We start from the raw sequence: 24,067 nt of genomic DNA, 5'->3' as shown, positions 1-24,067 counted from the left end.
GGGTGCCCTTATTTTATTGCTTGCCAAGGATCAGCAGGAACTGCTTATTCGGCGCTGGCGCTAGCCTTTTTTGCCGTGTTGCGAACCAGCTTCTCTTTGATGCGAGCAGCCTTACCCGAGCGATTACGCAGGTAGTAAAGTTTAGCACGGCGTACATCGCCGCGGCGCTTGACCTCGATGGAGGCGATTTGGGGCGAATACAGCTGGAAGGTGCGTTCCACCGCCACGCCGGAAGAGATCTTGCGTACCGTGAAAGCGGAATTCAGGCCGCGGTTGCGCTGGGCAATGACCACGCCTTCGTAGGCCTGCACGCGCTTGCGGCTGCCTTCGACGACGTTCACGTTGACGACGATCGTGTCACCAGGGCCGAAGCTGGGCTTGGCCTGGCCGCCGGTGAGGCGCTGGATTTCTTCTTGCTCGATGAGAGCGATAAGGTTCATGGTGAACTCCAAGTGTCATCGTGATCCGCCAGGAAGGATGAAGCCGGAAACAAAGACCGGAATGCATCCACCTTGATGTGTAGGCTGCTGCCTGAGTACGCCGCCGCATCGCGGCTTGCTGGGTAAGAAGGCCTACCCTGCTGCGCACCCGTCATGTTCTTGGCCTGGCGCCAGAGGATGAAGTTTGCAAAGCCTGCTATTTTACACTGAAATCTGGAAGCGTGTGGTCGCCGTATGTATGGCGTGTCTGCACGCCTGAGCGTTCCGATTTTGGCCTGGAATGGGGCTGGCCTTTTGGTGTGGGCAGGCCCTGGAAACAAGCCCTGGAGGCAGATCTTAGAAACAGATCTTAGAAGCAGGTTTAGAAACCGGGCTTAGAAGCAGGCCTTAAAAGCAGCCCTTAAAAGCAGGCCTTAGAAGCCCACCGCGACCCCCAGCCACATCATGCCTGGGATCATTGCGCCCCAGACCAGTACCAGACAGATGTCGGCCAGCATTGCGCCGCGGGTAAGCTTGGGAGTTTTTTTCCCGCCGCCGGGAATGGGCGGGAAAGGCCATTTGGCCGGAGCAGTTTGAGCGTGTTGCCTATGCATGAGAGCCTCGCGACAGTGGACGAGGAACATGGAGCTGGTAAAGCCTGCTGGCCCCTTGCGCCTCTGGAGGCGGCCGCGCCTAGGGCGAGCCGCAATCGAACACTGGTTATAAACACAGTTTTCGTTTGTTGAACTGTACAAAAAAACAGTAGTTGGCGCAAGTGTTTTATCTGTTGTTTTTATCCACTGTTTTCCTGTGGCCTGTTGGCCCTATGGCAGGAATACCTCGGCTTGCTGTCCCTCTTGCGCGGGGCCGAAGCACATGACCACGACGCGAACCAGCGGAGGCGGGCTGGTAGAAATTGGCGGCGCCGCGTTGCGCGGCAGCAGCCCCTGGTTCGGCATCGTGTTTATCAGGGAGCTGGCGGCGGGAATGATGAAGGCGGCGAAGTAGATCGCCGGCTCGATGTGCCGGCTGCGCCACCAGGAAATGAATATCAGCGTCTTGCTGATGAAGAGGTTCAGGGCATTCAGGGAGTTGGCCAGCTCGACGCTGGCCGCAGCGGATCGGGGCGTGTCCACGTCAAAGGGGGCCGTATGGCTACAAAGAGAACCCGCCCGTCAAGACGCGAAACGCGGTTGCGGCCGGTGTGCTGCCTGGCGGTCTTGCCCGGCGCCCATTTGGCCGCCGTTGTGGTTCCCCTTTTAATGTGTAGGGGCCTTATATCAATAGCGGTTCTTCGATTCGTTTTCGGCCAGGATGCGCTGGTACAGCGCGTGGCGCTCGGGCGAGATTTCGCCGCGCTGCAAGGCAGCCAGGACGCCGCAACCCGGCTCGTGGCGGTGCGTGCAGTTGTAGTAGCGGCAGTGCTCGATGGCCTGCTTGAATTCGGGAAAGCCTTGCTCGATCTCGTGGGCGCTCAGGTGGTTCAGGCCGAAGGCCTGGAACCCGGGGGAATCGATCAGGTCGGCATCGGCCTCGGGCACCCGGTACAGGCGCGTGCTGGTCGTGGTGTGGCGGCCGGTGCCTAGTGCCTGCGAGTGGGCCCGGGTGGCCGCTTGGGCCTCGGGCACCAGGGCGTTGAGCAAAGTAGACTTGCCCATGCCGCTCTGGCCCAGCAGCAGGCAGGTGCGTCCGCGGATCAGCGGCAGCAGCCTGGCATGAACTTGGGCCGGGTCGAGGGCGCTTAGTTCGATCACCGGTACGCCCAGCGCCGCCAGGCCGGCCAGGCGCGCGCGCGCCGCGTCGAGCCCGGCCGCAAGGTCGGCCTTGTTCAGGATGAGCGCCGCATCGATGCCGGCGCTGCCGGCCGCTACCAGCGCGCGTCCAGTCAGATCGTCGGAGAAGGCGGGTTCTGTTGCCACCACCACCAGCAGCAGGTCGACATTGGCGGCGAACTGCTTGCTGCGCATATCGTCCGAGCGGTACAGCAGGTTGCTGCGCTCCAGCACCTGCTCGATGGCGCCTTCATCGGCGCCCTGCAGGCTGATGCGCACCCGGTCGCCCACCGTGGCCAGCGCCTTCTTGCCTCGCGGGAAGCACTTCAGATGGCGGCCGTCGGCCAGTTCGACCTCGTAGTGGCGCCCATGGGCGGCGACGACGCGCCCTTCAGCCGTGTTGCAGCTGGCGGATGCGCTGGATGGCCGGCGGGTGGCTGTCATAGAACGCGGAGTGCAGGGGATCGGGGGTGAGTGTTGCGGCGTTGTCGTCGTACAGCTTGACCAGGGCGCTGGCCAGCGGCGCGGCGGTGCACTGCTGCACGGCGTAGCGGTCGGCCTGGAATTCGTCGCGGCGCGACATCCGGCTGGCCAGCGGGCCGGCCCAGAAGGTGAACACCGGCGTGGCCAGGAAGAACAGGATCAGCGCCAGCGCGTCGTTGGCGCGGCCGATCTGGGGCAGCACGCCCAGGCCGGTGTAGAACCACACCCTGCCCGACAGCCACTGCAGCACCAGGAAGAATACCAGGGCCAGCGCGAAGCTGAGCACCATGCGCTTGATGATGTGCCGGTGCTTGAAGTGCCCCAGCTCGTGGGCCAGCACTGCCTCGATCTCTTCGGGGGCGAGGCGCGCCAGCAGGGTGTCGAAGAAGACGATGCGGCGCGACTTGCCGAAGCCGGTGAAGTAGGCGTTGCCGTGGGCCGAGCGCTTCGAGCCGTCCATGACGTACAGGCCGCTGAGGGTGAAGCCGCTGCGCTGCGCCAGGGCGCCGATGCGTTCGGAGATTTCCGGGTTGTCCAGCGGCGTGTAGCGGTTGAACATGGGCGCGATGACGGTGGGCAGCAGCCACAGCATCAGCACGTTGAAGGCCACCCACACCAGCCACGCCCACCAGCCCCAATAGGCGCCGGCATGGGCCATGAGCCAGAGCACCAGCGCGGCCAGCGGCGTGCCCAGCACCAGCCCCAGCAGCAGCCCTTTGCAGGCGTCCAGCGCGAACAGCTTCGGGGTCATGCGGTTGAAGCCGAAGCGCGCTTCGAGGCGGAAGCGGCGCCACAGCGAGAACGGCAGGCTGATCAGCCCGAGTATCGCCAGTACGCAGCCGATTAGCGCCAGCTGGCGCCACATGTCGCCGGCGATGGCGCGGCCCAGGGCCACGTTCAGGTATTGCAGGCCGCCCAGCAGGGTCAGCCCGACCAGCACGGCGGCGTCGACCACGCGCTCGAGAATGGACAGCTGCATGCGCGCCACGGTGTAGTCGGCGGCGCGCTGGTGGCTGTACAGGCCGATCTTGGCGGCGAATTCGGCGGGCACCTCGCCGCGGCGCGCCTGCACGTAGCGGATCTGGCGCGTGGCCAGCCACAGGCGCACCGCGACGTCGGCGAGCAGAAAGGCAATGAACAGCAGGGTGAACATAAACGGATAGGGCAGTAGCGGATACCTGAGTGGCCGGCGCGGCGCTGGCGGGGCCGCCCGAAGGCTGCGCCGTGAGCCGAGTCGCGGGCGTGTGTGCGAAAATCTCTTTTTTGAGGAAGATTATATATGGCCGTTAATGATCAGCGCCTGGTGTGGCTCGATATGGAAATGACCGGGCTGGATCCCGAAAAAGAGCGCATCATCGAAGTGGCCGTGGTCGTGACCGAGCCCGACCTGAGCCTGGTGGCGCAAGGCCCGGTGCTGGTCATCCACCAAGACGACGCCTTGCTGGACGCCATGGACAAATGGAACAAATCCACCCATGGCAAGAGCGGCCTGATCGACCGGGTCAAGGCCTCGACGCTGACCGAGGCCCAGGCCGAAGACCAGTTGCTGGAATTCCTGCCGCGCTACGTGCCGGCCGGCAAGTCGCCGCTGTGCGGCAACACCATAAGCCAGGATCGGCGCTTCATGTTCAAGTACATGCCGCGGCTCGAGGCCTATTTCCACTACCGCAATCTGGACGTCAGCACGCTCAAGGAGCTGTCGCTGCGCTGGAAGCCCGAGGTCTACCGCAGCTTCACCAAGCAAAGCCGGCACGAGGCGCTGGCCGACATCTACGAGTCCATCGACGAACTCAAGCACTACCGCGAGCACTTCATCAAGCTGTGATGCGGCTGCGCTTGGAAAGCTCGCCGGGGGCGCCTGCCGCTGGGATTGCCCGCGGTCGCGCGCCCTTTTAGGGTGGGCAGGCCCCAGGCCCTGCAAGGCGCTTGTGGTTCGGGTTGCGGATTTCGGGCCTCAGGCCGCGGCCGGGCGGCGCGCGCCATCCGGGCTGTGGCTGGCGAAGCGCTGGTAAACCTGCGGATCCAGCTCGCTGTAGTGGCTCGGGTCGCGGCTGATGACGGCTACCAGGTGTTCTTCGGCCCGTTCGAATACCGTCCAATAAAGCTCGCCGCAGAGTTCGCGCGCGGCCACTCCCGGCCATGCGGCCGGCAGCATCTGCGCGGGCAACTGCGGGTCGTGCAGCACGATGCGGCGCCATTCGTGCAGGGTCAGGGCGCGCAGGGCGAAAGCCAGGCCGGGGGGCGCGTTGCGGCCCGCCGCGCGCAGCAGCGGGGCGAAGGTGGCCGAGAAGTTGCGGTAGTGCTGCGCGACTTCGTCCAGGTTCCAGCATTGCGGCACGAGGCCGGCCAGGCTCGATTCTTGATCCAGGCCCAGGTCGCTGGCGTCCAGGATCAGTGCCTTGTCGCGTATTCCCACGTTGTCCAGTACCTTGCGCGCGCGCGCCGCCTGGTTGCGCGGCAGGGCGAATACGCCCGGTGCGATGGCGGCAAAGCCGGCCCAGATCAGTTCGCGCCGCAGTTGGCCGCGGCCGTCCAGGCTGCTGTTGCCGAAGCGCGGCAGTACCACCAGTGTCCAGTGGCCGTCCCAGTCTTCGCGTGGGCCGCTGTAGATGCGCTCGGAGGCGCCCTGGGTCTGCGCCAGGCCGGATTGGCTAAGGCGGTACAGGCTGCGCCGCCCGTGGCGCTCGGACTGCAGCCAGTCCTGGGCCACGAGGCGGAATACGCTGGTGCGCAGCAGGCGTTCGTTGATGCCCAGCGGGGTGACGAGTTCGATCAGGTCGCTAAGCCAGATGCTGCCGCCGTGCGGGCCTATGGCGTCGCCCAATAGGGTGACGCTGAGCGATTTGGCGCGCGGCGGGTCGCGTTCCAACAAGGCGTGGAGCAGGCTGGGCAGCGTGCTCGAGGCTTGGGGCATGGCGGGTTAGGTCTCCTGATCGGGTTGATACACAGGTTCGGGGCACATCTTATACCAGACCTAAGATGTAGCGCGGATTGGGGCAATATTCGATTTGGTGCGTTGGCGGGTTGGTTTTTTTGTGTGGCCTGGAATGAATTTGCGGTTTGTGCGTCGGCGGTTGGGTTCTTGAGGCGCGGCCTAGAACGGGGTACCTCCTTCCGGCTCGATGACCCACTCGCCTCCAGGAGGCACCCCGTTCTCTCCGCTCGGTCTCTAAACGGGTGGAGGGTGGGGCAGACGTGGCGGCTGGTTCGCTGGATCATAGGTGTTCCAAGGCCGGCAGCCGGCGCAGTGCGTCGACTTGCGCTTGCGGCCTCCGGATTAACCCGTATCGGCCCTATTTGATACTGAAATTTGATTGACATCAATTTTTCTGTAATAAATAATACTCGGTATAGGCGACATGAGTAAAGAAGTGCGCCGTTGCGGCGGCCCGGTGATTGGTGCCGGGCCGGCGCCGGCAGAACCTAAACCCCGACCACAGGAGCCCGCCATGTATGCGCAATTAGTCGAAACCGGCGTCAAGCGCGTGCGCAGCACCGACGAACTCAGCGGCCCGGAACGCGAATTCCAGGAACGCATCGACGCGGGCGTGCGCGTCGAGCCCAAAGACTGGATGCCCGAGGCCTACCGCAAGACGCTGGTGCGGCAGATTTCGCAGCATGCGCATTCCGAGATCGTCGGCATGCTGCCCGAGGGCAACTGGATCACCCGCGCGCCCACGCTCAAGCGCAAGGCGATACTGCTGGCCAAGGTGCAGGACGAGGCTGGCCATGGGTTGTACTTGTACAGCGCTGCCGAAACTCTGGGTGTGTCGCGCGACGATCTGGTCGATGATCTGCATTCGGGCCGCGCCAAGTATTCCAGCATCTTCAATTACCCGACGCTCACTTGGGCTGACATAGGCATGATAGGGTGGCTGGTCGACGGCTCGGCCATCATCAACCAGATTCCCCTGTGTCGCTGTTCCTACGGGCCCTATGCGCGCGCCATGGTGCGTGTGTGCAAGGAAGAATCTTTCCACCAGCGCCAGGGCTACGATTTGCTGATGCAGATGTGCCTGCACGGCACGCCCGAGCAGAAGGCCATGTGCCAGGATGCGCTGAACCGCTGGTGGTGGCCGGCGTTGATGATGTTCGGCCCTTCGGATGCGGAATCGACCAACAGCGCGCAGTCCATGCAGTGGCGCATCAAGCTGTTCTCGAACGACGATCTGCGCCAGAAGATGGTGGATCAAAGCGTGCCGCAGGCCGAGTACCTGGGCCTGACGGTGCCGGATCCCGACCTGAAGTGGAACGAAGAGCGCGGCCACTACGATTTCGGCGAGATCGACTGGGCCGAGTTCCATGCGGTGATCAAGGGCCACGGCCCGTGCAATCGTGATCGGCTGGCCGCGCGGGTGGCGGCCCACGAAGAGGGCGCCTGGGTGCGCGAGGCGCTGTCGGCCTATGCCGCCAAGCAGGAACGGGTGCCGGCCGCGGCCTAGCGTGGTGTCTCGGAAATTCGCACTCATGAAATTGCGTCATCTGCGTACGCGTGGCGGCGCTACCAGCCTTGCCGGCCGCGCCAGGCCAGAGGCCCAGCCTCGTGATGGCTCGGCCGTCGTTGTAGGCCGGCGGTATTCGAACGGCAATATAGATGTGCTGCCGCGTATTCCCGATGCAGGGCACGGCTAGCAGAAACTGATACATGAACGGCGCGCCCGCCGCAGGCGCCGCGCCCAGGAGCAAAGCAATGAGACAGGACGCATGGCCTCTTTGGGAGGTCTTCATCCGCAGCCAGCACGGCCTGGCCCACAAGCATGTGGGCAGCTTGCGGGCATCCGACGCCGAAATGGCCATCAATAATGCGCGCGACGTTTACACGCGGCGCAACGAGGGCCTGAGCATCTGGGTGGTGCGCGCCGCCGACATCGTGGCCAGCAGCCCCGCCGACAAAGAGCCTTTGTTCGAGCCGGCCAATAGCAAGGTCTATCGCCATCCCACCTTCTTCCCCATGCCGGAAGAAGTCAAGCACATGTAAAGAGGGCGGCCATGGATAGTTCCCTGTTCCAATATGCGCTGCGCATGGGCGACACCACGCTGATTCTGTCGCAGCGCCTGTCGCAATGGTGCGGCCACGGCCCGGCGCTGGAAGAAGACCTGGCGCTGACGAACCTGTCGCTCGACCTGCTGGGCCAGGCGCGGCTGTGGCTGACGCTGGCCGGGGAAGTCGAGGGCGCCGGCCGCGACGAAGACCGCCTGGCCTATCTGCGCGACGCGCCCGAGTACCGCAACTACTTGCTGGCCGAGCGGCCCAACGGCCATTATGGCGACACCATCGCGCGCCAGTTCCTGTTCGACGTCTGGCATTATTTTCTGCTGCAGGGTCTGGCGAGCTCGGCCGACGAGCGCGTTGCGGCGATTGCCGCCAAGTCGCTCAAGGAGGTCACCTATCATGCGCGCCGTTCGGCCGACCTGGTGGTGCGCCTGGGCGACGGCACCGAGCTCAGCCACGGGCGCATGCAGGCCGCGCTGGAAGAAATCTGGTTCTACGTGGGCGAGCTGTTCGTCGACGATGATGTGGTGGCCGATCTGGCCGGGCGCGGCATCGCCGTGTCGCACGAGGCGCTCTGGCCGGCCTGGCACGAACATGTGGCGGCGGTGCTGCAAGAGGCCACGCTGCGCCTGCCGGACGCGGCGGACGCCCGCCATCCGGCCTACCAGGGCGGCCCCTCGGGCCGGCACACCGAGGCGCTGGGCTATGTCCTGGCCGAAATGCAGCATCTGCAGCGCACTTATCCGGGGGCCTCATGGTGAACACATTGCCCGACACCCTCGAGCGCCCCTCCACGCAGCAGTTGCGCACTTGGCTGGCCGGCGTGCCCGACCCGGAGATTCCGGTGCTGTCGGTGCTCGACCTGGGCATCGTGCGCGAGCTGCGCTGGGATGGCGCGAGCTGCGTGGTCACTATCACGCCCACGTATTCGGGCTGTCCGGCCATGCAGGAAATCTCTGCCGGCATACGCGCCGAGCTGGCGCGCCATGGCGTGGACGATGTGCGCATCGAGACCCGGCTGGCGCCGGCCTGGACCACCGACTGGATGACACCGGCCGGCAAGGCGGCGCTCAAGGGCTACGGCATTGCGCCGCCGCGCGAGCAGGCGGTGGATATCTCGGGCCTGTCGCGCCGCAGCGCTGCGCCCGCGCCCGAGTGCCCGCATTGCGGTTCGCCGCGCACGCGCCTCATCAGCCAGTTCGGCTCCACCGCATGCAAGGCGCTGTACCGCTGTGTGGCCTGCGGCGAGCCTTTCGATTATTTCAAGGCGCATTAGCGCATTAGTAGATTAGATAGGTAATCGGCGCGTGGGCCAGGTGTGCTGGCCGTGGCAACGACGGACGCAACAGGCTCCGGGGCCGGCAGGCAGCCGGGGCCGGCCAGAAGCATATAGAAGACGACACGATCCATGGTTCAGTTCTATCCCCTCAAGGTGGCCGCGGTCGCCCGAAATACCCGCGATGCAGTGGTGGTTACCTTCGACGTGCCCGCCGAGCTGCACGATACCTTCGCGTTCCGCCCGGGTCAGTACCTGACGCTGCGCACGCAGGTCGAAGGCGAAGAGCTGCGCCGTTCTTATTCCATATGTGCCGCGCCGCACGACCGCGAGCTGCGGGTGGCCATCAAGCGCCTGAACGACGGCGCGTTTTCCAGCTGGGCCAACGAACACCTGGCCAGCGGCCAGACGTTGGAGGTCATGCCCCCGGACGGCCACTTCACGGTCGACTTCGCGCCGCAGCAAAGCCGCGGCTACGCGGCTTTTGCCGTGGGCAGTGGCATCACTCCCATTCTGTCGCTGGTCAAGACCGCGCTGGACACCGAGCCCGGCAGCCGCTTTTCGCTGTTCTACGGCAACCGCGCCTCGTCGGCGGTGCTGTTCCGCGAAGAAATCGAAGACCTGAAGAACCGCTACATGGACAGGCTCTCGGTGGTGTATGTCATGAGCCGCGAGACGCAAGACATCGATCTGTTCAACGGCCGCCTCGACGGCGCCAAGGTCGAGCGCCTGCTGGCCAGCTGGCTCAGCCCCGAAGACATCGACATGGCTTTCATCTGCGGCCCGCAAGACATGATCGAGTCGGTCAACCAGGCGCTGCAGGACGCCGGCCTGGAAAAATCGCAGATCAAGTTCGAGCTGTTCGGCTCGCCCAAGGGGCCGCGCGCGCTGCGCACCGGCCAGGAAGCGCGCAAGGCGCCGGGGCGCCATGAATGCGAACTTACCGTCATCCAGGACGGCTTCACCCGCACCCTGACCATAGAAAAGGACAAGGACAGCGTGCTGGACTCGGCCCTGGCGCAGGGCGTGGAACTGCCGTATTCGTGCAAGGGCGGGGTCTGTTCCACCTGCCGCTGCAAGGTCATCGAGGGCGAGGTCGACATGGACGCCAACTTCGCCCTGGAAGACTACGAGGTGGCGCGCGGCTTCGTGCTCAGCTGCCAGAGCTTCCCGGTCAGCGACCGCCTGGTCATAGACTTCGACCAGGAAACCTGATTTTCCGACCATGTACTTGCCCGATTTCCTGATTTGCCTATTTTCCAGTCGACGTTTTCCCGATCGACTTGCCGCTTTCGATTTCAATTCCGTATTCGATTGCAAGTCCGTATGAACCCATGGCGCGGCCGGCCTCCAGCATCCAGGCCGGCCGCGCCCCGCAACCCCCAGGAGCAACAAGAGTGCCTGTAGATTTCTTCGATACCCACCAGGAAGTCCTGGAGCGCGCGGTGGCGGCCACGGCCGAGCGCGGCTACTGGAGCCCGTATTCCGAATCGCCCAGCCCCAGGGCTTACGGCGAAACCGCCGCGCAGGATGGGCTGGCGGCCTTCCAGGCCCTGCAGGGCAAGCCTTTCGCCCTGGATCAGCAAGGCGCGCAGGGCCAGGTGGGGGGCGAGGTGTCGCCCTACGGCCCGGCCCTGGGCATCACGTATCCGCGCGTGCCCGCAGCGACGCTGGTGGCGCGCGCCGAGGCCGCACTGGACTCCTGGCGCGATGCCGGCCCGCGTGTCTGGGTGGGCGTGGCGCTGGAAATATTGCAGCGCCTGAACCGGCGCAGCTTCGAGATCGCCCATGCCGTGCAGCACACCACCGGCCAGGGCTTCATGATGGCGTTCCAGGCGGGCGGCCCACATGCGCAGGATCGCGGCCTGGAGGCCGTGGCCTATGCCTGGCAGGAAATGGCGCGCATCCCCGGCCTGGTCGACTGGGAAAAGCCGCAGGGCAAGCACGACCCGATCCGCATGCGCAAGCAGTTCACCGTGGTGCCGCGCGGCGTGGCGCTGGTGATAGGGTGCTCGACCTTCCCCACCTGGAACGGCTATCCGGGCCTGTTCGCCAGCCTGGCCACCGGCAACAGCGTCATCGTCAAGCCGCACCCCGGCGCGATCCTGCCGCTGGCCATCACCGTGCAGGTCGCCCGCCAGGTGCTGGCCGAGGCCGGCCAGGATCCGGACGTGGTGCAACTGGCCGCGCATGCCGCCGACGACGACACCGCGCAGGCGCTGGCGCTGGATCCCGCCGTGCGGCTCATCGATTTCACCGGCAGCAGCGCCCACGGCGAGTGGCTGGAGTCGAATGCGCGCCAGGCCCAGGTGTATGCCGAGAAGGCCGGCGTCAATCCGGTCATCATCGACTCGGCCGCAGACTTCAAGAGCGTGGCGCGCAATCTGGCCTTTTCCCTGACGCTGTATTCGGGGCAGATGTGTACTGCGCCGCAAAACATCTACGTGCCGCGCGACGGCATCCAGACCGCCGAGGGCCGCTTGAGCTTGGACGAGGTGGCGCAGGCCCTGGCCGGCGCCCTGGGCAAGCTGAGCGCCGACGCGGCCAAGGCGGTCGAACTGACCGGCGCCATTCAGAACGCCGCCACCCTGGCGCGGATCGAACAGGCCCGCGGCCTGGGCCTGCCCGTCGTGTGCGACAGCCGCAGCCTGGCGCATCCGCAGTTCGAATCGGCAGTGGTGCGCACGCCCCTGCTGCTGCGCGCCGAGGCCGGCGATCCCAGCCTCGAGCGCGAATGGTTCGGGCCGATCGCCTTCCTGGTGGCGGTCGATTCCACCGCGCAGGCCATCGAACTGGCACAATCGTCGGTGCGGCGCCACGGCGCGCTGTCGATGTCGGCCTATACCAGTGACGACGGCGTGGCGCAGGCACTGCGCCGCGCGGCGGAACGGGCAGGCGTGTCGCTGTCCCTGAACCTGACCGGGCCGGTGTTCGTCAACCAGACCGCGGCCTTCAGCGACTTCCACGGCACCGGCGCCAATCCGGCGGCCAATGCGGCGCTGTCCGATTCCGCCTACGTGGCCAACCGTTATCGCGTGGTGCAGACGCGCTGGCACGCTTGAATCCCCCCGGCGCAAGCCCGCGTTCTTCAGAACCGGGCAGCGCGGGGATATTATTTATCCGGCGCCGCAAGGCGCCCGGACTTGCGACACTGGAGCCCTGGCCGAAAAGGCCGGGGCCCGCACAGCTTCGATCAGAGGAGGATCGATGGACTACCAGAGTATCGAATTCGGGCTGGAACAAGGCATCGCCCGCATCACCCTGAATCGCCCCGAAAAGCTCAATAGCTTCACGGCCGCCATGCACGGCGAACTGGCCGACGCGCTCTCGCGCATCGAATCGCAGGGCGCGCGGGTGCTGGTGCTGACCGGCCGCGGCCGCGGCTTCTGCGCCGGCCAGGATCTGTCCGAACGGCAAATGAGCGCGGGCGCCGCTCCCATTGATCTCGGCCATACCGTCGAGACCTATTACGCGCCGCTGGTGCGGCGCCTGCATGCGCTGCCCATGCCCGTGGTGGTCGGTGTCAATGGCGTGGCCGCCGGCGCCGGCGCCAATCTGGCGCTGGCCGGCGACATTGTCATTGCCAGGCGCTCGGCCAGTTTCATCCAGCCGTTCTGCCGCCTCGGCCTGCTGCCCGACACCGGCGGCACCTATGCGCTGCCGCGCCTGGTGGGGCGCGCGCGCGCCATGGGGCTGGCGCTGCTGGGCGACAAGCTGTCCGCGGAAAAGGCCGAGCAGTGGGGCTTGATCTGGGAATGCGTGGACGACGACGCCTTCGAGGCGCGCCTGGACGAACTGGCGCGGCATTTCGCTACGGCGCCCACCCAGGGCCTGGCCGCCACCAAGCGCGCCATCGACGCCAGTCTCGACCACACGCTCGACCAGCAGCTCGACATGGAGCGCGACCTGATGCGCGAACTGGGCCGCAGCGCCGACTATGCCGAAGGGGTGGCGGCGTTCCTCGCCAAGCGCGCCCCGGTTTTCGGGGGCAAGTAATGAGTACCTCTCAGGCTTTGGCCAGCGCCGCGGTATTGCCCGACGATCCGCAGCAGCTGGCCGAACTCGCCGCCCGCGCCATGTACGCGAAAGACCCCGCCACGCAGGCGCTGGGCGTACGCTTGCTGGACGTGGGCCCGGGCCATGCGCGCATGAGCATGACAGTGCGCGCCGACATGCTCAACGGCCACCAGACTTGCCACGGCGGCTTCATCTTCGCGCTGGCCGACAGCACCTTCGCCTTTGCCTGCAATTCGCGCAACCAGGCGACGGTGGCCTCGGGCTGCACCATAGACTTTCTGGCGCCCGGTTTCGAGGGCGACGTGCTTACGGCCGAGGCGGCCGAGTCGTCGCTGGCCGGCCGCACCGGCGTCTACGACATACTCGTCACCAACCAGGAAGGCCGGCGCATTGCGTTGTTCCGCGGGCGTTCCTACCGCATCAAGGGTCAGGTGGTGGACGCGATAGAAACGACCCCAGAATAGAAACAGGCAGGAGCCCGAAATGTCCGTAACCACAAAAAACCATGCAGGCCGCGACGCCATCGAACATGCCAGCCAGGACGAGTTGCGCAGCCTGCAGCTGCAGCGCCTGAAATGGTCGCTGCGCCACGCCTACGATAACGTGCCGCATTACCGCAAGTCGTTCGATGCCGCCGGGGTTCATCCCGACGACTTGAAAGAGCTCGGCGACCTGGCGCGCTTTCCCTTCACCACCAAGCAAGATCTGCGCGACAACTATCCGTTCAATATGTTTGCCGTGCCGCGCGAGGACATCGTGCGCATCCATGCCTCCAGCGGCACCACCGGCAAGCCGACGGTGGTGGGCTACACCAAGCGGGACATCGACACCTGGGCCGAGCTGGTGGCGCGCTCTATCTGGGCGGGTGGCGGACGGCCCGGCGACATCGTGCACGTGGCCTACGGCTACGGGCTGTTCACCGGCGGCCTGGGGGCGCACTACGGTGCCGAACGCCTGGGCTGCTCGGTGGTGCCCATGTCCGGTGGCCAGACCGAGAAACAGGTGCAGCTGATACGCGATTTCGGCCCGCACATCATCATGGTGACCCCCTCGTATTTCTGCAACCTGATCGAGGAAATGGAACGCCAGGGCATGGATCCGCATGAAAGCTCACTGCGCATCGGTATTTTCGGCGCCGAGCCCTGGACGGGGCAGATGCGCCAGGACATCGAGGCGCGCTGCGGCATCGACGCCGTCGACATCTACGGCCTGTCCGAAGTCATGGGCCCGGGCGTGGCCATGGAGTGCGTCGAAGCCAAGGACGGCCCGGTGGTCTGGGAAGACCACTTCCTGCCCGAGATCATCGACCCGGCCACCGGCGCCCCGGTGGCCGACGGCGAGCCCGGCGAGCTGGTCTTCACCTCGCTGACCAAAGAAGGCATGCCGGTGATCCGCTACCGCACGCGCGACCTGACGCGCCTGCTGCCGCCCACGGCGCGCAGCATGCGCCGCATCGACAAGATCACCGGGCGCAGCGACGACATGCTGATCGTGCGCGGCGTCAATCTTTTCCCGACCCAAGTCGAAGAACTGGTGCTGAAAACGCCCGAGCTGGCTGCGCAATACCAGCTGGTGCTTACGCGCAGCAGCAATCTGGACGAGCTCGAGGTCATCACCGAGCTGCGTCCCGAGCACGACGCGCTGGGCGCGGCCGAACGCGACGCGCTGGCCGGCCGCCTGCGGCACGCGATCAAGACCTATATCGGCGTAAGCGCCCGCATCAGCGTGCAAGGCGCCGGCGGCATCGAGCGCACCGTCGCCGGCAAGGCGCGCCGCGTCATCGACAAGCGCGGCTGACAAAGGCCAAAGTCCGGCGAAAAAGAGGCTTGCGCGACTGACGCCAAATTGAGTCGTTAAAAGCTGGCTGATCGAGGTCTGAGTTCAGTACTGCACCGGACTCAAGCCTTTTCGTCTGTCCTTAATGTGGTGAATAGAACAGCCCGGTATCGGCGAGCGCGCGGTGCGCGTTTTCCAGCAGCGCGTCCATGCCGGGGCCGCGTGCGGATACCGGGTAGGCTGCGCACAGCGTTCGCGGTGGCAGAGTAGGGTGTGGGTCGTAGCGCAGCAGGGCTCCGGAATCGACTTCACTCTGAACGGTGCATACCGGCAAGATGCTTGCCGCCACGCCGGCGATCAAAAGCCGGGCGATGACGGCGATGTTGTTGCAGGTGCTAAAGGCTGGCGGCGGCGCGCCGTTCGATGTGCACCAGTTGACCAGCATATCGTTTAGCGGTGAAGGGGCCGGCATGCTCAGAATGCTGACGCCTTCCAGATCGCTCGGGCGCAATGGCCTGCCTTCGACCAGGCGCCGGCCCGGGCTTGAAAACCACGCGACCTCCGTACGCCCGAGCGGCTCGATATGGATGCTGCGGTGCTGGCGTGCATCTGTAAGAAACGCGACATCGAGCTTCTTGCGCATCAATAAATCCCACAACATGGTGCTGTTGCGCACGTTGAGCTCGACACGCAGCTTTGGGTAGTGCGCCTCCAACGAGCTGATCATGTCCGGCAGGCATGTCATGGCCACGGTTTCGGATGCGCCGACGCGCAGAGTTCCCTGCAAGGGATCGCCCGTGCGCAAACGATCTTCCATTTCGTCAAACAGCGAAAGCCCCTGCTCGGTGTAGCGCAGCAGGATTTCTCCTTCTGCCGTCAGACGAACGCCGCTGCCGCGCCGCTCGAAAAGCTTCGCGTCGATCGCCGATTCAAGTTCGCGGATTCGCTGCGACACACTGGGCTGAGTCACATTCAAACGCTCGGCCGCGGCGTGGAAAGTGCCCAATCTGCAAATCCAGCGGAAAGCCTCCAACTGGGCCAAGGAGAAGCGACGCATCGAATTTTCTTATCAATTTTTAATAAAAAATCCAATTGGATATATAGATAAATTTATCACACAATCGATTTTTGACATCCTCCAGCAGCGATTGCGGAGCCAGTGCTCCGCTCGCTGGGGTAATGAATTGAATGTTCAAACCTATTTCGCCGCAAGCAATCACTTGTGTCTCGCCGATTCCGCCATCCGTGCGGCCGTCGTTCGAGGTGCCGCCGCGTGCCTGCGACTGCCATGCGCATGTCTACGGTTTTCCACCGCACTATGAGCCCGGCGGCGATAAGCGCTATATCCCATCCGCGGACAGCCAGGTTCAGGACTATGTACGCATGCTCCAGTCTCTGGGTATACAGAGAGCGGTATTGGTGCAGCCCACGATTTATCGGGACAACCAGGTGACCCTCGACGGCATGGATGTCTTGCGTGCAGCGGGTATCGACGCCCGTGGCATCGCGCTTGTCGATCCAGCGGTGGATTCGCCCGAGATCGCCCGCCTCGACGCAGCTGGCATTCGTGGCGTGCGCATCCATTTGCGCGAGGCCTCAGTACCAAGAGGTCAAGATGCCCGGATCATGAAGCAGCTTGATCCGCTCATTGAGCGTATCGGGCCGTTCGGCTGGCATCTGCAGCTTCACGTACACGGCAATCGGCTGCAGGGCTTGCGCGAGTGGGTAGCGGGCCTGCCTGTGCCGGTGGTGCTTGACCACTTCGGCAGGGTCGACTTGAAAAGGGCTGCACAGGATCCTGGCTACGAGGTGCTGTTGCGTATGTTGTCTGAGCAGAATTGCTGGGTCAAGTTGTCGGCGGTGAATCGCTTCGACGACCCAACGCCGCCGTATCCCTCGCTGCGATCCGCGGTTCAGGAATTGATTGCTTTTGCGCCCGATCGGCTGCTGTGGGGAACCGACTGGCCGCACTCGTCATTCAAAGGCGCCATGCCTAGCGATGCGGCGCTGCTGGACATACTCGCCTACTGGACGGCCGATGCGTCGGTTCGCCATCGGATTCTCGTCGCCAATCCTGAAAGGCTCTATTTCTCCACGCGTACCGCGTGACTTTCCAACCCTTCATCATTCTGCCCAAAAGACTATGAACGAGACATCCAATCTACCTCAGAGGCCGTCCGCAGCCCAGAAAATGGCGACCATGCGCGCTATGCTGAAGTCCGGCAAGATCATCGTCTCGCCGGGCTGCTATGACGGCTACAGCGCGAGACTTATTGAAAAAAAAGGATTCAAGGCATGCGCGGTCAGTGGCGCCGGCCTCAGCAATTCACGGTTTTCACAACCCGACGTCGGCATCATGGGCTTGCTCGAGAATGTCGACGGCTGCAAACACCTGGCGCAATCGGTCTCGATCCCGATGATGGCCGACGCTGACAACGGCTACGGCAACGCCGTGACGGTTTACCACGCAGTCCAGTATTTCGAGGAGGCGGGTATCGTCGGTATCAACATCGAGGATCAGGTGATCCCCAAGCGCTGCGGACACATGCGTGGCAAGGAAGTCATCGACCCGCGAGATGCCGCGGCCAAGATCGAAGCGGCGGTGCGGGCAAGGCGCGACTCCAACTTCATCATCAATGCGCGAACCGATGCAATCGCGGTCGAAGGCCTCGAGGGTGCGATCAAGCGCGCCAAACTTTACCTCGCTGCGGGCGCCGACATGGTCTACCCCGATGCGATCGCCTCGGCGGACGACATCCGGCGCTTCGTCGATGCGGTGCAAGCACCCGTTAACGTCAACATGGGTTTTGGCGTGCGTAGCCGGCCGACAACCCCGCTTATCAGCCCGCTCGAGCTCGAGAAGATGGGGGTCGCGCGCGTCAGCTGCGCTCGCATGCTGCCGGCGGCCGCCATCAAGGCCATGGACATCGCGCTTGGGCTATGGGCCGATTGTTCGGCGACCGGCACGATACACGATCGGCCGGATCTGCTGGCCGGCATTGAAGACGTCACCGAGCTGATGGGCTACGAGTTCATCGACGCGCTGGAACGAAGCGTGCTCAGTGAGGAAGAGTTGCAGCGCCGCTATCGCGACGCCGAGCGCTCGTTCGTGATCCGATCCCCGCATTGATCGTTATTGGAAAAAAGGAGACAAGATGACTACAAATCGACGCAGATTTTTGATGGGCCTGGCGTGCGGCGCCGTCCTTCCCCGGGCAATGAGCGCCGAAGCGTGGCCGGATCGCTCGGTTCATGTGATTGTCGGCTCTTCCGCCGGAGGCGGAGCTGACACCGTGGCAAGATTGTTCGCGAGGGCAATGTACGAGCCACTGGGCCAATCCTTGGTCATTGAAAACCGGGGAGGAGCCAGTGGCATGATCGCCTCGAACCTGGTGGTGCATGAGAGGCCCGATGGCTACACGGTGCTCTACGATACCTTCGCCTCTGTCATTAATTCGATTGCGCACAAACTCAGTTACGACTTCGAGAAGGATCTTCGGCCCGTATCGCAGGCGGTCAATGCGCCGAGCGTGATGTTGGTATCGACCAAGTCGCCTTATAAATCAGTACAGGAATTTGTGGCGGCGGCGCGGGCTCGTCCGGGCAAGATGACTTATGCCTCCGGCGGCATCGGTGGCGTCGCGCACTTTTGCGGCGAGATGCTCATGAAGTATGAAGGCGTCAAACTGATACACGTGCCCTATAAAGGCGGGGCGCCTGCGGTGGTCGATTTGTTGGGCGGGCGCGTCGACACCTATTTCGGCAACATCTCCTCGGCTATTGGATACATCAGGCAGGGGAAACTTCGGCCGTTGGCGGTTACGTCGAATGAACGCCTTTCAGTCCTGCCGAAGATTCCCAGTTTCGTAGAGCTGGGTTTTCCGGAATTCGTGATTTCCGATTGGAACGGTTTCTTCCTACCGGGCAAGACGCCGGAGGGTATTGTCCAGCGCCTGTCCAAGGCCGTTCAGCAGGTCGCGCGCGAAAAGCCAATATTAGAACGCCTGGATACTCTGGGCCTTGGCGCCGTTGGCAGTACGCCCGAGGAGTTCCGGACATTTTTGGCCGATCAGGCGAAGCGATGGGCGGCACTGATCAAATCCAACAATATCGTCCTGAAGTGAGGCCGCAGCCGAATCTGGGCAGTAAAGAGTGTCTTCGGCAGCCGGGGAGGGGGTGGTGTCGATGATCACGGCTCGACCTGGCGGGCGCAAGGAGTTATTCTTACCAAATTGATATCGATGAATATTGGGTACGAAAATGACCGCTACCGCCACGCTGTCGAGCAAATTCCAGATTTCCATTCCCAAGGCTGTGCGGGAAAAGCAGCATTGGGAGGCCGGCCAGGAGTTCGTGTTCATTCCCAAGGGCAAGGGCGTGCTGGTAATGCCCGTGCCCGAGCTCGATGAACTGGCCGGTATCGCCAAGGGGGCTCACAAGGACGGCTACCGCGACCGCAAGGATCGCTACTGATGGCGGCGCCGTCGCGTGTGGTCGATACCTCGGCCTGGATCGAATGGCTTACGGGTAGTGCGCTGGGCAAAAAGCTGGGCAAGCAATTCCCGGACAAGCCGCAGTGCATTGTTCCGACCATAGTGCAGCTGGAATTGTCGAAGTGGCTGGTGCGCGTAGCGGGCGAGGATCAAGCCGACGGGGTGATCGCCTATACGCAGAAGTGCGTCGTCGTGCCCTTGGATACAGCCATCGCCCTGTTCGCGGCGGATCTGCACCGCGAATACAAGCTCGCCACTGCCGACGCTGTCGTCTACGCGACGGCGCGCAGTCAGAGAGCGGAACTGCTCACCTGCGATGCCCATTTCAAAGGCCTGCCCGGCGTGGCGCTGTTCGCCAAGACCATTTGAGCGTAGGAAGGAGATATCGTCCGCGCTTGCCGGCGGATTCCGGCAGCCGGCAGGCGCCGCAGCGCGGGGCCGTTTCTGTTCCGCTCACGGTATGATGCGAATTCGGCTGCGCCGCGGTGGCGCGGCGTGATGCCGGACGGAACAGGCTGATGCTGGGGCAAACGGGTAATGTGGCGGGCATAGGGGTCGATCTGCTGCGTGTGCAGCGCATCGAGAACGCCTACGCGCGCCACGGCCTGCGTTTCGCCCAGCGCATTCTCGGCCCGCAGGAACTCGAAGTCTTCCAGCGCCGCTACCAGCGCGACAGCCAGCGCGGCATCCGTTACATCGCCACGCGCTTCGCCGCCAAAGAGGCGTTTTCCAAGGCCATAGGGCTGGGCATGCACGCGCCGATGTCCTGGACGCTGATGCAGACGCTCAATCGCCCCGGCGGCAAGCCGGGCGTAAGCCTGTCCGAGCCCCTGGCGGGCTGGTACGCGCAGCGTTTCGGCGCGGCCCATGTATCCATGACCGACGAAAGTGATATGGTGGCGGCCTTCGTGGTGGTCGAGGCGCGCGCCGCGCCGGCCGATGGGTGATTCCGGGCGGGTGTTGCGCGGCGAGCCAGGCGGGTGCCGGCTCGCCAGCTGCGAAAATCCGTGATTCGGCCGATGCTGCGCGGCGCGGTGGGTGGGCCCCGGTCGGCGGTGGCCGCTATACTGGCCGCCTGCCTGGAGCGCCGCTTCCATGGGCTCTTCCCTCTATATTTTCATTTTTTTCTATATATTTACGCCATAGCTTTTATTGCTTCGCGGCCTTTACCGCGGCGCCTTTGCCCAAGTTTTCCCGCACACCCAGGAGTTGCAGCAAGCGATGCCCCAATCCAGAAAACGCACCATCCTGCCGCCCGGGCCCGTCATGGTCGATGTGGCCGGCACCGGCCTGAGCGCGCACGAGAAGCGCCGCCTGCGCCATCCTCTGGTCGGGGGCGTGATCCTGTTCGCGCGCAATTTCGAGAGCCGCGCGCAGCTGCAGAAGCTGTGTGGCGATATCCATGCGCTGCGCGACGAACCCCTGTTGATCGCCGTCGACCATGAAGGCGGCCGCGTGCAGCGTTTCCGCAGCGACGGCTTCACGCCGCTTCCGGCCATGGGCCGCCTGGGCGAGCTGTGGATGCGCGATGCGCTGCGCGCCTTGCGGCTGGCCAGCGAAACTGGCTATGTGCTGGGCGCCGAGCTGCGCGCCTGCGGGGTCGACCTGAGCTTCACGCCGGTACTGGATCTGGACTACGGCGTCAGCAGCGTCATCGGCGACCGCGCCTTCCATAGCGATGCGCGCGTGGTCGCGGTACTGGCGCGCGCCCTGGTGCAGGGCCTGGCGCTGGCCGGCATGGCAGCCTGCGGCAAGCACTTCCCGGGCCACGGCGCGGTGCAGGCCGATTCGCACCACGAAATTCCAGTGGACTCGCGCGGCCTGGAAGAGATTCTGGCCGAGGACGCCGCGCCCTACGACTGGCTGGGCGACATGGTACTGCCATCGGTGATGCCGGCGCACGTCATTTATCCGCAAGTCGACCCGCAGCCGGCGGGTTTTTCGCGCTACTGGATCCAGTCGGTGCTGCGCGAGCGCCTGGCCTACGACGGCGTGGTGTTTTCCGATGACCTGACCATGCAGGGCGCCACCGTGGCGGGCGACATCCTGGCCCGTGCCGAGGCGGCGCTGGGGGCTGGCTGCGACATGGTACTGGTGTGCAATCGCCCAGACCTGGCCGACGAGCTGCTGCAGCGGCTGCGCATCGAACCGCAGGCCGCCTCGATCGCGCGGCTGCGGCGTCTGATGCCGCGCGTGGCGGCGCCCGGCTGGGACGAGCTGCAGGCCAATGAACGCTACCAATATGCCCGAAGACTTCAATCTGAAATCGTTTCTGGCTGACCTGCCGCACCTGCCCGGCGTGTACCGGCACATCGATGCCGCCGGCGAGGTGCTGTACGTAGGCAAGGCGCGCGACCTGAAGAAGCGCGTGTCTTCGTATTTCCAGAAGACGCTGGCCAGCCCGCGCATCGCGCAGATGGTTTCGCGCGTGGCGCGGCTGGAAGTCACGGTGACGCGCTCCGAGGCCGAGGCGCTGCTGCTGGAAAACAATCTCATCAAGAGCCTCAAGCCGCGCTACAACATCCTGTTTCGCGACGACAAGTCCTACCCCTACCTGGCTGTTACCGACCACCGCGCGCCGCGCATCGCCTACTACCGCGGCAGCACCAAGGGCAAGGGGCGCTATTTCGGCCCGTACCCGAATGCCTGGGCGGTGCGCGAGACCATCCAGATACTGCAGAAGGTGTTCCGGCTGCGCACCTGCGAGGACAGCGTGTACGCCAATCGCTCGCGGCCCTGTCTGTTGTATCAGATCGGGCGCTGTTCGGCGCCCTGTGTGGGACTGATCGCGCCCGACGAATATCTGGCCGACGTGGATCGCGCGCTGCGCTTCCTGGACGGGCGCGCCACGGAAGTGCTGCGCGACATCGAGAAGCGCATGCAGCGGGCCTCCGACGAGCTGCGCTTCGAGCAGGCGGCGGCGCTGCGCGACCAGATGGGCGCGCTGGCGCGCGTGCTGCAGCAGCAGACCATGGAAAAGACCGGCAACGATGATGTGGATGTGATCGCGCTGGCGAGCTCGGGCGGGCGCGTATGCGTGAACCTGGCGATGGTGCGCGGCGGGCGCCATCTGGGCGACAAGCCCTTTTTTCCGTCGCACGCCCAGGACGATACGCCGGGCGACGTGCTCAGCGCCTTCGTCGGCCAGCATTATCTGGACAGCGCCATGCCGGCCGTGCTGGTGTGTTCGCACGCGCTATCGGATCCCGACCTGATGAGCCTGCTGGCCGAGCAGACCGGGGTCAAGGCGCGTGTGCTGCTGCGGCCGCAAGGCGTGCGCAAGACCTGGCTCGAGCAAGCCCTGAAGAATGCCGAGCTGGCGCTCGCCCGCGTGCTGTCGGAGTCCAGCGCGCGCGCCGCGCGCACGCTGGAGCTGGCGAGCCTGCTCGACATGGACACGGACGAAGCGGCGCTGGACGCCATGCACATCGAGTGCTTCGACATCAGCCACACGGCCGGCGAGGCGACGCAGGCCTCTTGCGTGGTGTACATGCACCATGAGATGCAGCCCTCGCTGTACCGACGCTACAACATCGCCGGCATCACGCCGGGCGACGATTATGCCGCCATGCGCCAGGCCCTGAACCGGCGTTTCGCCCGGGTGGCCGACGGCCAGTCGCCCATGCCGCACATCGTGCTGATCGACGGCGGGCGCGGCCAGGTGGAGGTGGCGCGCCAGGTATTCGCGGAATTGGGCCTGGACATCCACACGCTGGTCGGGGTGGCCAAGGGGGAAGGGCGCAAAGTAGGGTTGGAGACGCTGGTGTTTGCCGACGGCCGCGCGCCGCTTGCGCTGGGGCCGGAGTCGGCGGCGCTGATGCTGGTGGCGCAGGTGCGCGACGAGGCGCATCGCTTTGCCATTACCGGCATGCGCGCGCGTCGCGCCAAGGCGCGCAACGTGTCGCGCCTGGAAGAAATCGAAGGGGTCGGGGCCAAGCGGCGCCAGAAACTGCTGGCGCGCTTCGGCGGGTTTTCGGGGGTGGTCGGCGCCAGCGTCGACGACCTGCGCACGGTGGAAGGGATTTCCGACGAGCTGGCCGAGCGCATCTACCAGGCTTTGCGCTAGATCCCGCCAATGCCCTGTCTGGCGTCTGGCTTGTTCGATGTGCAAGCGGGAATTCGGTATCCGTACGGCGCTTGCCGTGCGGCAGGTAGCCAGTGCGGCCCGGAGTGGCCCGCCCCTTATCGTCGCGGCGACACGGCCAGGCAATAAGCCCCGAAGATAATGTAGTATGGTGCCCATTATGCCCTTGAACGTACCGATTTTTCTTACCTGGCTGCGCATAGCCATGATTCCGCTGGTGGTGGGCCTGTTCTACCTGCCTGGCGGCTGGGTGCCGGCGCGCGACGCGGTCGCCGCGGTGGCTTTCATCGTGGCGGCGCTTACCGACTGGTTCGATGGCTGGCTGGCGCGGCGCTGGAACCAGACCTCGGCCTTCGGCGCCTTCCTCGACCCGGTGGCCGACAAGCTCATGGTGTGCGCGGCGCTATTGGTGCTGCTGGATCTGAATCGCGTCGATTCGTTCATCGCGCTTATCATCATCGGGCGGGAAATCACGATCTCGGCGCTGCGCGAGTGGATGGCGAAAATCGGCGCCAGCGGCAGCGTGGCGGTGCACTGGCTGGGCAAGTTCAAGACCGCCGCGCAAATGGTGGCGATTCCCTGCCTGCTGTATTGGCAGCCCATTCACGGGGTGTCGCTGCAATGGGTCGGAAGGGTGCTGATCATCATCGCCGCCGTGCTCACGGTCTGGTCCATGTGCTATTACCTGCGCCGCGCGTGGCCGGAAATCCGCAGCCGCGGAGGCTGATGAAATGGCCCTCACGCTTACCACGTT

General features: G+C 64.6%; 26 protein-coding genes. 19 read left to right on the top strand and 7 right to left on the bottom strand.

Annotated elements, in window-relative coordinates:
- Positions 1-44: 44 nt before the first annotated feature.
- The 5 genes from rplS to CEY11_RS03345 all read right to left on the bottom strand — a co-directional run bounded on the left by rplS (position 45) and on the right by CEY11_RS03345 (position 3,827).
- Positions 45-440: a 50S ribosomal protein L19 gene (gene rplS / locus CEY11_RS03365; RefSeq protein WP_088602038.1), complete on the bottom strand. Its 396-nt coding sequence runs from the start codon at positions 438-440 to the stop codon at positions 45-47.
- 413 nt (positions 441-853) lie between these two features.
- Complete coding sequence (locus CEY11_RS03360) at positions 854-1,033, bottom strand: hypothetical protein (protein ID WP_143322671.1); 180 nt, start codon at positions 1,031-1,033, stop codon at positions 854-856.
- A gap of 210 nt (positions 1,034-1,243) precedes the next feature.
- Complete coding sequence (locus CEY11_RS03355; RefSeq protein WP_088601929.1) at positions 1,244-1,555, bottom strand: hypothetical protein; 312 nt, start codon at positions 1,553-1,555, stop codon at positions 1,244-1,246.
- 144 nt (positions 1,556-1,699) lie between these two features.
- The gene (rsgA, locus tag CEY11_RS03350; protein ID WP_088601928.1) at positions 1,700-2,635 is read right to left on the bottom strand and encodes a ribosome small subunit-dependent GTPase A; all 936 of its coding nucleotides are present in this window, start codon (positions 2,633-2,635) and stop codon (positions 1,700-1,702) included.
- A complete protein-coding gene (locus CEY11_RS03345) occupies positions 2,583-3,827 on the bottom strand; it encodes a M48 family metallopeptidase (protein WP_088601927.1) in 1,245 nt (414 codons plus the stop codon). Before CEY11_RS03345 ends, rsgA begins: the two co-directional genes overlap by 53 nt.
- A 126-nt stretch (positions 3,828-3,953) precedes the next feature.
- On the opposite strand from CEY11_RS03345, the gene orn reads away from it, so the two are divergent.
- Positions 3,954-4,499, top strand: a complete 546-nt coding sequence (gene orn / locus CEY11_RS03340; RefSeq protein ID WP_088601926.1) for an oligoribonuclease — start codon at positions 3,954-3,956, stop codon at positions 4,497-4,499.
- Positions 4,500-4,628: 129 nt separating this feature from the next.
- Here orn and paaX read toward each other — a convergent pair whose 3' ends face one another.
- Positions 4,629-5,588, bottom strand: coding sequence for a phenylacetic acid degradation operon negative regulatory protein PaaX (paaX, locus tag CEY11_RS03335; RefSeq protein WP_088601925.1), 960 nt, complete (start codon positions 5,586-5,588; stop codon positions 4,629-4,631).
- 535 nt (positions 5,589-6,123) lie between these two features.
- Between paaX and paaA the strand changes: the two genes are divergently transcribed.
- The 9 genes from paaA (at position 6,124) to paaK (ending at position 14,757) form a co-directional block, all read left to right on the top strand.
- A complete protein-coding gene (paaA, locus tag CEY11_RS03330) occupies positions 6,124-7,116 on the top strand; it encodes a 1,2-phenylacetyl-CoA epoxidase subunit PaaA (RefSeq protein WP_088601924.1) in 993 nt (330 codons plus the stop codon).
- Positions 7,117-7,364: 248 nt separating this feature from the next.
- Positions 7,365-7,652 carry a 1,2-phenylacetyl-CoA epoxidase subunit PaaB gene (paaB, locus tag CEY11_RS03325; RefSeq protein ID WP_088601923.1) on the top strand — a complete coding sequence of 96 codons (288 nt, stop codon included), beginning with the start codon at positions 7,365-7,367 and terminating at the stop codon, positions 7,650-7,652.
- Between the two features lie 11 nt (positions 7,653-7,663).
- Positions 7,664-8,428: a 1,2-phenylacetyl-CoA epoxidase subunit PaaC gene (gene paaC, locus CEY11_RS03320; RefSeq protein WP_088601922.1), complete on the top strand. Its 765-nt coding sequence runs from the start codon at positions 7,664-7,666 to the stop codon at positions 8,426-8,428.
- On the top strand, positions 8,422-8,943 hold the full coding sequence (gene paaD / locus CEY11_RS03315) for a 1,2-phenylacetyl-CoA epoxidase subunit PaaD (RefSeq protein ID WP_088601921.1): 522 nt from the start codon (positions 8,422-8,424) through the stop codon (positions 8,941-8,943). Before paaC ends, paaD begins: the two co-directional genes overlap by 7 nt.
- Positions 8,944-9,075: 132 nt before the next feature.
- The gene (gene paaE / locus CEY11_RS03310) at positions 9,076-10,158 is read left to right on the top strand and encodes a 1,2-phenylacetyl-CoA epoxidase subunit PaaE (protein ID WP_088601920.1); all 1,083 of its coding nucleotides are present in this window, start codon (positions 9,076-9,078) and stop codon (positions 10,156-10,158) included.
- A 182-nt stretch (positions 10,159-10,340) separates the two neighbouring features.
- Positions 10,341-12,005 carry a phenylacetic acid degradation protein PaaN gene (gene paaN, locus CEY11_RS03305; RefSeq protein ID WP_088601919.1) on the top strand — a complete coding sequence of 555 codons (1,665 nt, stop codon included), beginning with the start codon at positions 10,341-10,343 and terminating at the stop codon, positions 12,003-12,005.
- Between the two features lie 145 nt (positions 12,006-12,150).
- On the top strand, positions 12,151-12,939 hold the full coding sequence (paaG, locus tag CEY11_RS03300) for a 2-(1,2-epoxy-1,2-dihydrophenyl)acetyl-CoA isomerase PaaG (protein ID WP_088601918.1): 789 nt from the start codon (positions 12,151-12,153) through the stop codon (positions 12,937-12,939).
- The gene (gene paaI / locus CEY11_RS03295) at positions 12,939-13,424 is read left to right on the top strand and encodes a hydroxyphenylacetyl-CoA thioesterase PaaI (RefSeq protein WP_088601917.1); all 486 of its coding nucleotides are present in this window, start codon (positions 12,939-12,941) and stop codon (positions 13,422-13,424) included. The genes paaG and paaI overlap by 1 nt, the downstream gene beginning before the upstream one ends.
- 19 nt (positions 13,425-13,443) lie before the next feature.
- Complete coding sequence (gene paaK / locus CEY11_RS03290) at positions 13,444-14,757, top strand: phenylacetate--CoA ligase PaaK (RefSeq protein WP_088601916.1); 1,314 nt, start codon at positions 13,444-13,446, stop codon at positions 14,755-14,757.
- A 121-nt stretch (positions 14,758-14,878) separates the two neighbouring features.
- Here paaK and CEY11_RS03285 read toward each other — a convergent pair whose 3' ends face one another.
- Positions 14,879-15,793, bottom strand: a complete 915-nt coding sequence (locus CEY11_RS03285; RefSeq protein WP_088601915.1) for a LysR family transcriptional regulator — start codon at positions 15,791-15,793, stop codon at positions 14,879-14,881.
- A gap of 131 nt (positions 15,794-15,924) precedes the next feature.
- Here CEY11_RS03285 and CEY11_RS03280 point away from each other — a divergent pair, with 131 nt between their 5' ends.
- The 9 genes from CEY11_RS03280 to pgsA all read left to right on the top strand — a co-directional run bounded on the left by CEY11_RS03280 (position 15,925) and on the right by pgsA (position 24,040).
- Positions 15,925-16,845, top strand: coding sequence for an amidohydrolase family protein (locus CEY11_RS03280; RefSeq protein WP_088601914.1), 921 nt, complete (start codon positions 15,925-15,927; stop codon positions 16,843-16,845).
- An 82-nt stretch (positions 16,846-16,927) separates the two neighbouring features.
- Positions 16,928-17,866: an isocitrate lyase/PEP mutase family protein gene (locus CEY11_RS03275; RefSeq protein WP_233154695.1), complete on the top strand. Its 939-nt coding sequence runs from the start codon at positions 16,928-16,930 to the stop codon at positions 17,864-17,866.
- 25 nt (positions 17,867-17,891) lie between these two features.
- Positions 17,892-18,860, top strand: a complete 969-nt coding sequence (locus CEY11_RS03270) for a Bug family tripartite tricarboxylate transporter substrate binding protein (protein WP_088601912.1) — start codon at positions 17,892-17,894, stop codon at positions 18,858-18,860.
- A gap of 136 nt (positions 18,861-18,996) precedes the next feature.
- Positions 18,997-19,209, top strand: coding sequence for an AbrB/MazE/SpoVT family DNA-binding domain-containing protein (locus CEY11_RS03265; RefSeq protein WP_088602037.1), 213 nt, complete (start codon positions 18,997-18,999; stop codon positions 19,207-19,209).
- Positions 19,209-19,598, top strand: coding sequence for a type II toxin-antitoxin system VapC family toxin (locus CEY11_RS03260; RefSeq protein ID WP_088601911.1), 390 nt, complete (start codon positions 19,209-19,211; stop codon positions 19,596-19,598). The genes CEY11_RS03265 and CEY11_RS03260 overlap by 1 nt, the downstream gene beginning before the upstream one ends.
- A gap of 149 nt (positions 19,599-19,747) precedes the next feature.
- Complete coding sequence (gene acpS / locus CEY11_RS03255) at positions 19,748-20,176, top strand: holo-ACP synthase (RefSeq protein WP_088601910.1); 429 nt, start codon at positions 19,748-19,750, stop codon at positions 20,174-20,176.
- A 274-nt stretch (positions 20,177-20,450) separates the two neighbouring features.
- Complete coding sequence (gene nagZ / locus CEY11_RS03250; RefSeq protein WP_088601909.1) at positions 20,451-21,509, top strand: beta-N-acetylhexosaminidase; 1,059 nt, start codon at positions 20,451-20,453, stop codon at positions 21,507-21,509.
- Positions 21,472-23,295, top strand: a complete 1,824-nt coding sequence (uvrC, locus tag CEY11_RS03245; RefSeq protein WP_088601908.1) for an excinuclease ABC subunit UvrC — start codon at positions 21,472-21,474, stop codon at positions 23,293-23,295. Before nagZ ends, uvrC begins: the two co-directional genes overlap by 38 nt.
- Before the next feature lie 178 nt (positions 23,296-23,473).
- Positions 23,474-24,040: a CDP-diacylglycerol--glycerol-3-phosphate 3-phosphatidyltransferase gene (pgsA, locus tag CEY11_RS03240; protein WP_088602036.1), complete on the top strand. Its 567-nt coding sequence runs from the start codon at positions 23,474-23,476 to the stop codon at positions 24,038-24,040.
- Positions 24,041-24,067: the final 27 nt, after the last annotated feature.

This window comes from Candidimonas nitroreducens, assembly GCF_002209565.1.
GTDB classification, from domain to species: Bacteria; Pseudomonadota; Gammaproteobacteria; order Burkholderiales; family Burkholderiaceae_B; genus Candidimonas; species Candidimonas nitroreducens.
The sequence above is the reverse complement of the archived record's forward strand: the minus strand, read 5'-3'. Positions and strand labels throughout refer to the sequence as shown.